This window comes from Bacillus sp. AY2-1, assembly GCF_008368965.1.
GTDB lineage: Bacteria > Bacillota > Bacilli > Bacillales > Bacillaceae_G > Bacillus_A > Bacillus_A thuringiensis_S.
Genome location: NZ_QPEL01000016.1, coordinates 45,312 through 58,477, shown reverse-complemented (window position 1 = coordinate 58,477; position 13,166 = coordinate 45,312). Strand labels below are relative to the sequence as shown.

Genomic DNA, 13,166 nt, shown 5'->3' with positions numbered 1-13,166 from the left:
CTGTGTGAAATAAATTCGGAGGTGCTTTATAAATGGCAGTTAAAATTCGTTTAAAACGTATGGGAGCTAAAAAAACTCCTTTCTATCGTGTAGTTGTTGCAGATTCTCGTTCTCCTCGTGACGGACGTTTCATTGAGGAAATCGGAACTTACAATCCAGTTGCTCAACCAGCTGAAGTTAAGATCGACGAAGAAGCAGCATTAAAATGGTTAGGAAATGGTGCTAAACCATCTGATACAGTTCGTAACTTATTCTCTAACCAAGGTATCATGGAGAAATTCCACTTATCTAAACAAGGTAAGTAATTGAGGCAATGACTATGAAGAAGTTAGTCGAGACGATTGTCAAGCCTCTTGTCGATCATCCTGAAGATGTAAAAGTTACACAGGAACTTTGCAACGGAGAGATAAAGTATCGATTAACTGTACATCCTGAGGATGTTGGAAAAGTCATTGGAAAGCAAGGGAGAGTTGCGAAAGCGATTCGAATGCTCTTGTATTCAGTGGGACATCATAATGATGAAAAAGTAACACTGGAAATTCAATAAACGTAAAAAGGGCGAGGAGTTATTCCTCTCCCTTTTTTAACATTTAAATAGAGATTGCATGTTCCATCTATGAAATGGAGATGCTTAATTTATATAGAAACCAGGGGTGACATACTATTTATGACAAAGTGGTTTAACGTAGGGAAAATTGTAAATACTCATGGAGTAAGAGGAGAAATCCGTGTGATTTCTCGTACTGATTTTCCAGAAGAGCGATATAAAGTAGGAAACACGCTATACATATCGAATGAGAAAGACACAGACTATCTTCCAGTGAAGGTAACTTCTCATCGCCAACATAAGACATTCGATTTATTAACATTTGAAGGATATAACAATGTAGATGAAGTAGAGAAGTTTAAAGGTTCTTTAATAAAAGTACCGGAAGAGCAGTTAGGTGAACTTGCTGAAGGTGAATACTACTATCACGAAATTATTGGTTGCATCGTTGTAACGGAAGAAGGAGAAGCGCTAGGGACAATCAAAGAGATTCTCTCTCCTGGTGCAAATGATGTTTGGGTGATTAAACGTCCGAAGGGTCAAGATCTCTTAATTCCTTATATTGATGACGTTGTACTTCAAGTTAATATTGAAAATAAATTAGTAACCATTCATGTAATGGAAGGATTGCTATAATGAAAATTGATATTTTAACGTTGTTCCCAGACATGTTTACCGGTGTATTTGGATCTTCTATATTAAAGAAGGCACAAGAAAAGGAAGCGGTAAACCTTCGTGTTGTTAACTTTCGTGATTATACAACAAGTAAGCATAATAGCGTAGACGATTATCCTTACGGCGGAGGAGCTGGTATGGTGCTTACTCCTCAGCCTATTTTTGACGCTGTAGAAGATTTGACGAAAGAGACAGAGCGTAAGCCGAGAGTTGTCTTAATGTGTCCGCAGGGCGAAAGATTTACGCAGAAGAAAGCGGAAGAGCTTGCAGGGGAAGAACATTTGATCTTTGTATGTGGGCATTATGAAGGGTATGACGAACGAATTCGTGAGCATCTCGTAACGGATGAGATTTCTATTGGTGACTATGTATTAACGGGCGGAGAATTAGCTTCTATGGTTATTACTGATAGTGTTGTACGTCTCTTGCCAGGCGTGCTAGGAAATCATGCTTCACAAGTAGAGGATTCGTTTAGTACAGGTTTATTAGAGCATCCTCATTATACACGTCCGGCTGATTTTCGTGGTATGAAGGTACCGGATGTATTAATGTCAGGGAATCATAAAAATATTGACGAATGGCGACATAAGGAATCTTTGCGCCGTACGTATACGCGTAGACCTGATTTGTTAGATGATAGAGATCTATCTAAACAAGAGAAAAAATGGCTTGAGGAAATAAAGCGAGAGCAGTAATAACTTCATATATTTGCTATTGCAACAGGCCTAGTAATATGCTATTATAACATTTGTGCTACTGAAATCAGTAGCCGTATTAACGATGTTCCGCTGTAATTTATTAAGACTTTATAAGAGCATCTGTTTAAAGGAGAGAATTTAATATGCAACAATTAATCGCAGAAATTACAAAAGGCCAATTAAAAACTGACCTTCCTTCATTCCGTCCTGGTGACACTTTACGTGTACACGTAAAAGTTGTTGAGGGAACTCGTGAAAGAATTCAGCTTTTCGAAGGTGTTGTAATTAAACGTCGTGGTGGCGGAATTAGTGAAACATTCACAGTTCGTAAGATTTCTTACGGTGTAGGTGTTGAGCGTACATTCCCAGTTCACACGCCAAGAATCGCGAAAATCGAAGTACTTCGCCGTGGTAAAGTACGTCGTGCTAAGTTATACTACTTACGTAACCTTCGCGGTAAAAAAGCACGTATTAAAGAAATTCGATAAGACATGTATGGGAGCTTGTAAATGCACAAGCTCCCTTTTTCCAATCTATATGAAATTTTGGTATAATACGAACAGCTTACATAACCGTGGAGGGGAAATGCATGAAAAAAGAGAAGAGTTCACTTTGGGAATGGATTAAAGCAATTTTGATTGCTGTTGTATTAGCTGGTGTTATTAGACAGTTTTTCTTTGCGCCAATTCTCGTAGACGGGGTATCGATGGCACCTACTTTACATGATCGTGATCGAATGATTGTAAATAAAATTGGTTATCACATTGGAGATCCAAAACGCTTTGATATTATCGTATTTCGAGCAACAGAAGATAAAGATTACATTAAGCGCATTATAGGCCTACCGGGCGATGAAATAGAGTATCGTAATGATAAGCTGTATGTTAACGGAAAGGCTTATGAGGAGCCGTATTTAGACAAGCAGAAAAAGCAAATTGCTGACGGACCGCTTACATATGATTTTAATCTTGAAGAAATGACAGGCAAGAAAACCGTTCCAAAAGATCAATTATTTGTTTTAGGTGATAATCGTCGTTTTAGTAAAGATAGCCGTTCAATCGGTACGATTTCAATGGATCAAGTAATTGGTAAAGCTAATATGTTATATTGGCCGTTAGAAGACGCACGTATTGTGAAATAAATGAAAAAGAAGGTGGCAACATGGTAATTCAATGGTTTCCAGGGCATATGGCGAAGGCTAGACGCCAAGTAACGGAGAAATTAAAATTAATTGATGTTGTAATTGAACTTGTAGATGCTCGATTACCATTATCATCTCGAAACCCAATGATTGATGAAATCATTACACATAAGCCAAGGCTTGTTGTTTTAAATAAAGCGGATATGGCAGATGACCGTTTAACAAAACAATGGATCGCATATTTTAAAGAAAAAGGTCATATGGCAATTTCGATTAACGCGCAAGCTGGACAAGGTATGAAAGAAATTGCAGCAGCTTGTAAAGTGCTTGTTAAAGAAAAATTTGATAAAATGGTTGCAAAAGGTATTAGACCGAGAGCGATTCGTGCATTAATTGTAGGTATACCAAATGTTGGTAAATCTACATTAATTAATAAATTGGCAAAGAAAAATATTGCTAAAACAGGAGATCGTCCAGGTGTGACAACAGCTCAACAATGGATTAAAGTTGGGAAGGAAATGGAATTGTTAGATACGCCAGGTATTCTGTGGCCTAAATTTGAAGATCAATTAGTGGGTCTTCGCTTAGCGACGACGGGTGCAATTAAAGATTCAATTTTAAATTTACAAGATGTAGCTGTTTACGCATTACGTTTTATGGAGAAACATTATCCAGAACGCTTGAAAGAACGCTATAATTTAAATGAGATTCCAGAAGATATTGTGGAATTATTCGATGCAATTGGAAAAAATAGAGGCTGCTTAATGGGCGGCGGAATGATTGATTATGATAAGACATCTGAGCTTGTACTTCGTGAGCTTCGTGGTGGCAAACTTGGAAAAATGACGTTTGAAACACCGGAAGAGTTTGCAGAGCAAGTAGAAGATGTGGAAAAAATAGAAGAAGTATAAGACGTGCGTTTGTGCGTCTTTTCTTTTTGGATACGTTTAAAAAGGAGTTTGTATAAATGCAAAAAATGACGATAAAAGAAGCGGAAAATGTATTGAAAGAAATTATGAATGAAGAAGATGATCGCTTTCAACTGTTAATGAAAGATGAGCGAAAAGGCGTTCAAAAGCTCGTTTTGAAGTGGTATAAACAAAAAGAGTTAGAACAGAAAGAAAAAGAGAATTTTTTTGAAATGTCCAAGTATGAAAATGCTTTGCGTGAAAAAGGGGTCACATATATCGCGGGTATTGATGAAGTAGGGCGTGGCCCGTTGGCTGGGCCTGTTGTGACGGCAGCTGTCGTCCTTCCAGAGGATTTTTATATTCCAGGGTTAAATGACTCAAAAAAGCTGAGTGAAGCGAAACGTGAGCGTTTTTATGATGAAATAAAAGTACAAGCAATTGCAATTGGAGTAGGAATTGTATCACCGCAAGTTATTGATGACATTAATATTTACCAAGCAACGAAACAAGCAATGTTAGATGCAGTTGCAAATTTATCTTGTACACCCCAACATTTATTAATTGATGCGATGAAGCTTCCTACACCAATTCCGCAAACCTCAATTATTAAAGGTGATGAGAAAAGTATTTCTATTTCAGCTGCATCTATTATTGCGAAAGTAACGAGAGATCGTATGATGAAAGAACTGGGAGAAAAGTATCCTGAATACGGATTTGAGCAACATATGGGATATGGCACAAAGCAACATTTAGAGGCAATTGAAGTGCATGGAGTATTAGATGAACACCGAAAGTCATTCGCGCCAATTAAAGATATGATTCAAAAATAAGCTGTAAATATACAGCTTATTTTTTATTTTGGCATATAAACATTACTATTTTCGAAAAAGAATAAAGCGATTTCAGTTTTCTGACACTTTATTGTAGACAGCGTGCCAATCATCTTATACAATGGCAATGTAATGTTTTTTAAACATTAAAAAACTTTTCGAGTAAAACAGGAAAACAGGGGAGGATGGGACCATGAATATCCATGAGTACCAAGGTAAGGCAGTCCTTAGAAGCTATGGGGTTAGCGTTCCGAACGGGAAGGTTGCATTTACAGTAGAAGAAGCTGTAGAAGCAGCGAAAGAACTAGGAACAGATGTATGTGTAGTGAAAGCACAAATTCACGCTGGTGGACGCGGCAAAGCTGGCGGAGTAAAAGTTGCAAAAAATTTAGATGAAGTTCGTACATATGCAGAAAGCATTTTAGGAACTACACTTGTGACACATCAAACAGGTCCTGAAGGTAAGGAAGTAAAACGCTTACTTATCGAAGAAGGTTGCGATATTAAAAAAGAATATTATGTAGGTCTAGTTTTAGATCGTGCAACTTCTCAAGTTGTTTTAATGGCGTCTGAAGAAGGCGGAACAGAAATTGAAGAAGTAGCAGAAAAAACACCTGAAAAAATCTTTAAAGAATATATTGATCCAGCAGTAGGCTTACAAGGTTTCCAAGCACGCCGAATTGCATTTAACATCAATATTCCAAAAGAGCTTGTAGGACAAGCTGTGAAGTTTATGATGGGCTTATACCGTGCGTTTATCGAAAAAGATTGCTCTATCGCTGAGATTAACCCACTTGTTACAACAGGTGAAGGTAAAGTTATGGCATTAGATGCAAAATTAAACTTTGATTCTAATGCGTTATATCGCCATAAAGACATTTTAGAGCTTCGTGATCTTGATGAAGAGGATTCAAAAGAAATTGAAGCTTCAAAATACGATTTAAACTACATTCCTTTAGATGGAAATATCGGTTGTATGGTTAATGGTGCAGGTTTAGCGATGGCTACAATGGATATCATTAAACATTACCACGGTGACCCAGCTAACTTCTTAGATGTTGGTGGCGGTGCAACTGCTGAAAAAGTTACAGAAGCATTCAAAATTATCCTTTCTGACAAAAATGTAAAAGGTATCTTCGTTAACATTTTTGGTGGTATTATGAAGTGTGATGTTATTGCAGAAGGTGTTATTGAAGCAACGAAACAAGTAGGTCTTGAGTTACCTTTAGTTGTACGTCTTGAAGGTACAAACGTAGAACTAGGTAAGAAAATTTTAAATGAGTCTGGCTTAAATATTGTTGCAGCAGAATCTATGGCAGACGGTGCACAAAAAATTGTTTCACTAGTGGGCTAATAGAAAGCGGGGGAGAAAAATGAGCGTATTAGTTAATAAAGATACAAAAGTTATTGTTCAAGGTATTACAGGTTCTCAAGGTTTATTCCATACAAAACAAATGATTGAATACGGTACGAAAATTGTCGGTGGTGTAACACCAGGTAAAGGCGGCACTGATATTGAAGGTGTACCAGTATTTGATACAGTAGAAGATGCAGTGAAAGCAACAGGCGCAAACGCTTCAGTTGTATACGTTCCACCCGCTTTTGCGGCAGATGCAATTATGGAAGCAGTTGATGCAGAAATTGATTTAGTAGTATGTATTACTGAAGGAATTCCTGTATTAGATATGGTAAACGTAAAGAGATATATGGCTGGTAAACATACACGTTTACTTGGACCAAACTGCCCAGGTGTAATCACACCAGATGAATGTAAGATTGGTATTATGCCAGGATATATTCATAAAAAAGGTCATGTTGGTATCGTATCTCGCTCTGGTACATTAACGTATGAAGCTGTACATCAATTAACACAAGAAGGTATTGGCCAATCTACTGCTGTAGGTATCGGTGGAGACCCTGTTAACGGTACAGACTTTATTGATGCGTTAAAAGCATTTAATGAAGATGAAGAAACACATGCTGTAATTATGATTGGTGAAATCGGCGGTACAGCAGAAGAAGAGGCAGCTGAATGGGTAAAAGCTAATATGACAAAACCTGTTGTAGGCTTCATTGGTGGTCAAACAGCGCCTGCTGGCAAACGTATGGGCCATGCTGGTGCAATCATTTCTGGTGGTAAAGGAACTGCTGCTGAAAAGATTAAAACAATGGAAGCTTGTGGCATTAAAGTAGCTGAAACTCCAGCAGTTATGGGAGAAACGCTAATCTCTGTTTTAAAAGAAAAAGGTCTATTTGAGACTTGCAAAAACTATTAATCTGTTGAAAGACACCTTCTTACTTGAGGGTGTCTTTTTACACTTTTTTCTGTTTACATAATAAAAATTATGGGTAAGGAGAATCAAGATGAAAAGAGAGCGGTTATTACATCTTCATTACTTGCTAGCAGATTATTGGAAAGCGATGGAGAGGCTACTATATGTCGATCCAGAATTAAAGAACATATATAATTTTAACGAAAAACAAATGGAGCACTACACTGGAATATCCTCGAAAAAATCTTCAGAACTAGTGAAATTTCTTCAAAGTTCAAATCTTCCGCAATATATATCTTATTTAGAGAAAAACCGTATCTTTTATATAACGATATGGGATGAAAATTATCCACAATTATTACGTGAAATACAAGACCCTCCCTTCGTTTTATATGGAAAAGGAGAGAAAGATTTTCTAAATAAAGTAAATAAATTAGCAGTTGTTGGAACGAGAGAACCATCATTATATGGTCATGAGAGCTTGAAATTTATTTTACACCCTTTATTAGAAAGAGAGTGGCTTATTGTCAGTGGGTTTGCAAAAGGGATAGATACAATGTCTCATGAGATTACAGTAAGGCATCATTGTCCCACTATTGGGATATTAGGGCACGGATTGTCGTTTATGTATCCGAAAGAAAATAGACATTTATATGAAATGTGGAAGGAATATATATTGTTATTGACAGAGTATCCTCCGCACTATGCACCGAAAAAATGGTATTTTCCAAAAAGGAACCGGATTATTAGTGGTATAAGTAAAGGTGTTTTAGTTGTAGAAGCGAAATCGAGAAGTGGGACACTTATTACTGCAGACCTTGCGTTAGAGCAAAATAGAGAGGTGTTTGCGCTTCCTGGACCTATATTTATAGAGGGGGCATCGGGAACGAATCATCTTATTCAACAAGGAGCAAAATTAGTAAGAAATGCAGAAGATATCTTGGAAGAGATTTTAAATTAACCTTATATTTTTAAATTTTTATTAAACAATTATTGACAAATGGTAGATTGGCACTGTATGGTATATTCATTCTTGATTGACAAAAACAAGAGAAATCAATAAGATTAATGAAGACTTGAATCCACCTCTTAAGGAGGCACTAGCATGTCAGATTACCTCGTGATCGTGGAGTCGCCTTCTAAGGCGAAGACCATTGAGAAATATTTAGGGAAAAAATACAAAGTTGTCGCGTCTATGGGACATGTTCGCGATTTGCCAAAAAGTCAAATGGGGATAGAAGTAAAGAACAACTTCACCCCGAAGTATATTACCATTCGTGGTAAAGGTCCCGTCTTAAAAGATTTAAAATCAGCGGCGAAAAAAGCAAAGAAAGTCTATCTCGCGGCCGATCCAGACCGCGAAGGGGAAGCAATTGCTTGGCATTTAGCGAATACGTTAAATGTGGACGTTGAATCAGATTGTCGGGTTGTGTTTAATGAGATTACGAAAGATGCAATCAAAGAATCATTTAAACATCCTCGTGCAATTAATATGGATTTAGTAGATGCACAACAAGCAAGACGTATACTTGATCGTCTTGTTGGTTACAATATTAGTCCTTTATTATGGAAGAAAGTAAAAAAAGGATTAAGTGCAGGGCGTGTACAATCTGTAGCAGTTCGTTTAATCATCGAACGTGAAAAGGAAATTCAAAGCTTTGAACCTGAAGAATTCTGGACAATTAAAACAGAATTTGTAAAAGGAAAAGACACATTTGAAGCAAGCTTTTACGGTGTAGATGGGGAAAAGGTTCAATTAACGAATGAAACGCAAGTGAATGAAATAATTGAACAGATGAAAGACAATGCGTTTTCAGTTGAAAATGTAACGCGCAAAGAGCGAAAACGTAATCCTGCATTACCGTTTACAACATCTTCCTTGCAACAAGAAGCAGCACGTAAGTTAAACATGCGAGCAAAGAAAACGATGATGCTTGCACAGCAATTGTATGAAGGGATAGATCTTGGAAAACAAGGAACTGTAGGTCTTATTACGTATATGAGAACTGATTCAACACGTATCTCAGAAACAGCTCAAACAGAGGCTCGTACTTACATCACTGAAGCGTATGGTACGGAATACATAGGAACAGAAAAGAAGAAAGAAACGAAAAAGTCAAATGCACAAGATGCACATGAGGCAATTCGTCCTACTTCGGTAATGAGAAAGCCAGAGGAACTAAAAAGTTTCTTAAGTCGTGATCAACTTCGATTATATAAATTGATTTGGGAGCGATTTGTTGCAAGTCAAATGGCGTCTGCTATAATGGATACTGTGACAGCGAGACTCATTAATAACAATGTTCAGTTCCGTGCAAGTGGATCGGTTGTAAAGTTCCCAGGATTTATGAAAGTGTATGTAGAGTCGAAAGATGATGGTGCTGAAGAAAAGGATAAGATGTTGCCGCCTTTAGAAGTAGGGGAAACTGTATTTTCGAAGGATTTAGAACCGAAGCAACATTTTACACAACCTCCTCCGCGCTATACAGAGGCTCGTCTAGTAAGAACACTTGAAGAACTTGGAATTGGAAGACCGTCGACTTATGTACCTACACTTGAAACGATTCAAAAACGTGGATATGTAGGCTTGGATAATAAACGCTTCGTTCCGACTGAACTTGGTGAAATAGTAATTGAACTTATTTTAGAATTTTTCCCGGAAATTATTAACATTGAATTTACTGCCAATATGGAGCAAAGCCTTGATGAAGTGGAAGAAGGAAATGCCAATTGGGTGAAAATTGTTGATGATTTCTACGTAGGATTTGAACCGCGCTTAGAAAAAGCGGAAAAAGAAATGCGTGAAGTGGAAATTAAAGATGAGCCAGCTGGGGAAGACTGTGAATTATGCGGACATCCAATGGTCTTTAAAATGGGTAAATACGGGAAGTTTATGGCTTGTTCGAATTTCCCTGATTGTCGTAATACAAAACCGATTGTGAAAGAAATCGGTGTAACTTGTCCGAAATGTGAAGAAGGACAAATTATTGAGCGTCGTAGTAACAAAAAGAAACGCCTTTTCTATGGATGCGGTACGTATCCAGAATGTGACTTTGTATCTTGGGATAAGCCGATTGGTCGTAAATGTCCGAAGTGTGAAGGCATGCTTGTAGAGAAGAAGTTGAAAAAAGGCGTGCAAGTACAATGTATTTCGTGCGATTATGAAGAAGAACAACAAATGTGAGCGTAACTGCTCACATTTTTTTCGGGAAGAAAAGGAAAGGTGATATATATGACAACACAAGTAGTAAACGTCATTGGCGCAGGTCTTGCAGGAAGTGAAGCGGCTTACCAAATTGCAAAACGTGGTGTCCAAGTTAGATTATATGAAATGAGGCCGGTAAGGCAAACGCCAGCTCATCACACAGATAAATTTGCTGAATTAGTATGTAGTAACTCACTTCGTGCAAACACTTTAACAAATGCAGTTGGAGTTATTAAAGAGGAAATGCGTTTAATGGATTCTGTAATTATTCGTGCGGCAGATGAGTGCTCTGTACCAGCTGGAGGTGCGTTAGCTGTAGACCGTCATGAGTTCGCAGCTAAAGTAACAGAATACGTAAAAAACCATCCGAATGTAACGGTAGTGAACGAAGAGCTTACTGAAATTCCAGAAGGACCAACAATTATTGCAACAGGTCCACTTACATCTCCTGATCTTGCTGCACAATTAAAAGAACTAACAGGTGAAGATTATTTCTATTTCTACGATGCGGCAGCACCAATCGTAGAAAAAGACAGTATTGACATGAATAAAGTATATTTAAAATCGCGTTATGACAAAGGGGAAGCTGCATATTTAAATTGCCCAATGACAGAAGAAGAGTTTGACCGTTTTTATGAGGCTTTAATTGCTGCTGAGACAGTGCCTTTAAAAGAGTTTGAAAAAGAAATTTTCTTTGAAGGTTGTATGCCAGTAGAAGTTATGGCAAGTAGAGGGAGACAGACGCTAGTATTTGGACCTATGAAACCTGTTGGATTGGAAGATCCAAAAACAGGGAAAACGCCATATGCTGTTGTTCAGTTACGTCAAGATGATGCAGCAGGAACTTTATACAATATCGTAGGTTTCCAAACGCATTTAAAGTGGGGACCACAAAAAGAAGTGCTACAGTTAATACCGGGACTGGAAAATGCAGAGATTGTACGTTATGGTGTAATGCATCGTAATACGTTTATTAATTCACCTAATTTGCTTCGTCCAACATATCAATATAAACAACGTGATGATTTATTCTTCGCTGGTCAAATGACTGGAGTAGAGGGATATGTTGAATCAGCAGCATCAGGATTATTAGCAGGAATTAATGCTGCACGTCTTGTGCAAGGTGAAGAGCCAGTTGTATTACCGTCAGTAACTGCGATGGGCAGCATGGCAAATTACATTACGGCAACGAACGCTAAAAACTTCCAACCGATGAATGCGAACTTCGGTCTATTTGCACCGTTAGAGAAGAAGATCAAAAAGAAAGCGGAACGAAATGAAGCATACGCAACACGCGCTTTAGAAACAATTCAAAATTTTGTAAATATTTAGTTAAATTTCTTGCAAAGGCTACTAAGTTGTGATACGATTTAGTAGCCTTTATTGAGGTGAGTTGTGTGAATGTGAAGAAATTGTTACAATTATTCGTTGGATATTTACAAATTGAAAGAAATTATTCAAAATATACAATTGCAAGTTATCAAAATGATTTAGAACATTTTGTGCAATTTATGGAGCGAGAAGGCATATCCTCTTTTTTAGACGTTACATACGCGGATGTTCGTTTGTACTTAACGACGTTGCACGATGAAAAGTTAGCCCGTAAATCTGTCGCAAGAAAAGTATCAAGCTTACGAAGTTTATATCGTTTTTTGATGCGTGAAGGTTATCGGAAAGATAATCCGTTTGCACTTGCGTCACTCCCCAAAAAAGAATTGTCAATCCCAAAGTTTTTATATGCTGAAGAGTTAGAGGAATTATTTGAAGTTTCTGACACGGAAACGCCATTAGGTCAAAGGAATCAAGCTTTATTAGAGTTGATGTATGCGACTGGAATCCGTGTGAGTGAATGTGTCAATTTACAACTTACCGATATTGACTTTGCGGTGGGAACAATTTTAGTAATGGGAAAAGGAAAAAAACAAAGGTATATTCCGTTCGGAAGCTATGCGCAAGATTCTTTAATTACTTATATAGAGAATGGGAGAAAACAGTTAGTTAATAAGACTGACGAAGACTCTCGTATGGTGTTTTTAAATGCGAAAGGTACACCGCTAACAAGTCGTGGAGTGCGTTATGTTTTAAATGAACTCATTAAAAAGGCTTCACTGACAATGCGAATAAGTCCCCATATGTTAAGGCATACATTTGCTACACATATGTTAGATGAAGGGGCGGATTTACGTACTGTACAGGAGCTATTAGGTCATGAGAATTTGTCGACCACACAAATTTATACGCATGTCTCTAAAGAAAGATTGCGTTCTGTTTACATGAAGCATCACCCGCGGGCATAAATTGCTTTAAAAGCTATAAAAACAAATAAAGGAGTTTTTTCTATGGGGAATTTCCACGCTACAACGATATTTGCAGTTCATCATAATGGAGAATGTGCAATGGCTGGAGATGGTCAGGTGACAATGGGAAATGCTGTTGTAATGAAACATACAGCTCGTAAAGTTCGCAGACTTTTCCAAGGTAAAGTTTTAGCTGGTTTTGCAGGTTCAGTTGCTGATGCATTTACTCTTTTTGAAATGTTTGAAGGAAAATTAGAAGAGTATAATGGCAACTTGCAGCGTGCAGCTGTTGAAATGGCAAAACAATGGCGTGGCGATAAAATGTTACGTCAACTAGAAGCGATGCTCATTGTCATGGATAAAACAACTATGCTCCTTGTTTCAGGTACAGGAGAAGTGATTGAACCGGATGATGGTATTTTAGCAATTGGATCTGGTGGGAATTATGCACTTTCTGCAGGTCGTGCTTTAAAGCAATATGCAAGTGAACACTTAACAGCGAAACAAATTGCGAAAGCGAGTTTAGAGATTGCTGGCGATATTTGTGTTTATACGAATCACAACATAATTGTTGAAGAATTGTAGAATC

At 37.7% G+C, this 13,166-nt stretch carries 15 protein-coding genes; all 15 read left to right on the top strand.

What is annotated here, in order from left to right:
• The first annotated feature begins 32 nt into the window (after positions 1-32).
• Entirely contained in the window at positions 33-305 is a 273-nt protein-coding gene (gene rpsP, locus DN403_RS03160) for a 30S ribosomal protein S16 (protein ID WP_000268748.1), read from the top strand.
• A 14-nt stretch (positions 306-319) separates the two neighbouring features.
• Complete coding sequence (locus DN403_RS03155) at positions 320-547, top strand: KH domain-containing protein (RefSeq protein WP_000737393.1); 228 nt, start codon at positions 320-322, stop codon at positions 545-547.
• A 120-nt stretch (positions 548-667) separates the two neighbouring features.
• A complete protein-coding gene (gene rimM, locus DN403_RS03150; protein WP_149185300.1) occupies positions 668-1,183 on the top strand; it encodes a ribosome maturation factor RimM in 516 nt (171 codons plus the stop codon).
• A complete protein-coding gene (gene trmD, locus DN403_RS03145) occupies positions 1,183-1,917 on the top strand; it encodes a tRNA (guanosine(37)-N1)-methyltransferase TrmD (RefSeq protein WP_000686901.1) in 735 nt (244 codons plus the stop codon). The genes rimM and trmD overlap by 1 nt, the downstream gene beginning before the upstream one ends.
• Before the next feature lie 146 nt (positions 1,918-2,063).
• On the top strand, positions 2,064-2,408 hold the full coding sequence (gene rplS, locus DN403_RS03140) for a 50S ribosomal protein L19 (RefSeq protein WP_001186516.1): 345 nt from the start codon (positions 2,064-2,066) through the stop codon (positions 2,406-2,408).
• 101 nt (positions 2,409-2,509) lie between these two features.
• Positions 2,510-3,061: a signal peptidase I gene (lepB, locus tag DN403_RS03135; protein WP_000711853.1), complete on the top strand. Its 552-nt coding sequence runs from the start codon at positions 2,510-2,512 to the stop codon at positions 3,059-3,061.
• Positions 3,062-3,081: 20 nt separating this feature from the next.
• Positions 3,082-3,972 carry a ribosome biogenesis GTPase YlqF gene (gene ylqF / locus DN403_RS03130; RefSeq protein ID WP_000236702.1) on the top strand — a complete coding sequence of 297 codons (891 nt, stop codon included), beginning with the start codon at positions 3,082-3,084 and terminating at the stop codon, positions 3,970-3,972.
• Between the two features lie 56 nt (positions 3,973-4,028).
• Positions 4,029-4,802, top strand: a complete 774-nt coding sequence (locus DN403_RS03125; protein ID WP_016077303.1) for a ribonuclease HII — start codon at positions 4,029-4,031, stop codon at positions 4,800-4,802.
• A 193-nt stretch (positions 4,803-4,995) separates the two neighbouring features.
• On the top strand, positions 4,996-6,156 hold the full coding sequence (gene sucC / locus DN403_RS03120; protein ID WP_001020791.1) for an ADP-forming succinate--CoA ligase subunit beta: 1,161 nt from the start codon (positions 4,996-4,998) through the stop codon (positions 6,154-6,156).
• Positions 6,157-6,175: 19 nt separating this feature from the next.
• A complete protein-coding gene (sucD, locus tag DN403_RS03115) occupies positions 6,176-7,078 on the top strand; it encodes a succinate--CoA ligase subunit alpha (protein ID WP_000115178.1) in 903 nt (300 codons plus the stop codon).
• An 88-nt stretch (positions 7,079-7,166) separates the two neighbouring features.
• Positions 7,167-8,036, top strand: a complete 870-nt coding sequence (gene dprA / locus DN403_RS03110; RefSeq protein WP_000818044.1) for a DNA-processing protein DprA — start codon at positions 7,167-7,169, stop codon at positions 8,034-8,036.
• Between the two features lie 144 nt (positions 8,037-8,180).
• The gene (topA, locus tag DN403_RS03105; protein WP_001286957.1) at positions 8,181-10,259 is read left to right on the top strand and encodes a type I DNA topoisomerase; all 2,079 of its coding nucleotides are present in this window, start codon (positions 8,181-8,183) and stop codon (positions 10,257-10,259) included.
• A gap of 48 nt (positions 10,260-10,307) precedes the next feature.
• Complete coding sequence (gene trmFO, locus DN403_RS03100; RefSeq protein ID WP_000213006.1) at positions 10,308-11,612, top strand: FADH(2)-oxidizing methylenetetrahydrofolate--tRNA-(uracil(54)-C(5))-methyltransferase TrmFO; 1,305 nt, start codon at positions 10,308-10,310, stop codon at positions 11,610-11,612.
• A 65-nt stretch (positions 11,613-11,677) separates the two neighbouring features.
• Positions 11,678-12,577, top strand: coding sequence for a tyrosine recombinase XerC (gene xerC, locus DN403_RS03095; protein ID WP_001101244.1), 900 nt, complete (start codon positions 11,678-11,680; stop codon positions 12,575-12,577).
• A 42-nt stretch (positions 12,578-12,619) separates the two neighbouring features.
• Positions 12,620-13,162 carry an ATP-dependent protease proteolytic subunit HslV gene (gene hslV / locus DN403_RS03090; RefSeq protein WP_000526274.1) on the top strand — a complete coding sequence of 181 codons (543 nt, stop codon included), beginning with the start codon at positions 12,620-12,622 and terminating at the stop codon, positions 13,160-13,162.
• Positions 13,163-13,166: the final 4 nt, after the last annotated feature.

Coding starts and splice junctions, on each gene's coding strand:
- trmFO (WP_000213006.1), top strand. CDS start 10,308: ATGACAACACAAGTAGTAAACGTCATTGGCGCAGGTCTTGCAGGAAGT.
- sucC (WP_001020791.1), top strand. CDS start 4,996: ATGAATATCCATGAGTACCAAGGTAAGGCAGTCCTTAGAAGCTATGGG.
- rplS (WP_001186516.1), top strand. CDS start 2,064: ATGCAACAATTAATCGCAGAAATTACAAAAGGCCAATTAAAAACTGAC.
- sucD (WP_000115178.1), top strand. CDS start 6,176: ATGAGCGTATTAGTTAATAAAGATACAAAAGTTATTGTTCAAGGTATT.
- rpsP (WP_000268748.1), top strand. CDS start 33: ATGGCAGTTAAAATTCGTTTAAAACGTATGGGAGCTAAAAAAACTCCT.
- dprA (WP_000818044.1), top strand. CDS start 7,167: ATGAAAAGAGAGCGGTTATTACATCTTCATTACTTGCTAGCAGATTAT.
- topA (WP_001286957.1), top strand. CDS start 8,181: ATGTCAGATTACCTCGTGATCGTGGAGTCGCCTTCTAAGGCGAAGACC.
- trmD (WP_000686901.1), top strand. CDS start 1,183: ATGAAAATTGATATTTTAACGTTGTTCCCAGACATGTTTACCGGTGTA.
- lepB (WP_000711853.1), top strand. CDS start 2,510: ATGAAAAAAGAGAAGAGTTCACTTTGGGAATGGATTAAAGCAATTTTG.
- DN403_RS03125 (WP_016077303.1), top strand. CDS start 4,029: ATGCAAAAAATGACGATAAAAGAAGCGGAAAATGTATTGAAAGAAATT.
- ylqF (WP_000236702.1), top strand. CDS start 3,082: ATGGTAATTCAATGGTTTCCAGGGCATATGGCGAAGGCTAGACGCCAA.
- rimM (WP_149185300.1), top strand. CDS start 668: ATGACAAAGTGGTTTAACGTAGGGAAAATTGTAAATACTCATGGAGTA.
- hslV (WP_000526274.1), top strand. CDS start 12,620: ATGGGGAATTTCCACGCTACAACGATATTTGCAGTTCATCATAATGGA.
- DN403_RS03155 (WP_000737393.1), top strand. CDS start 320: ATGAAGAAGTTAGTCGAGACGATTGTCAAGCCTCTTGTCGATCATCCT.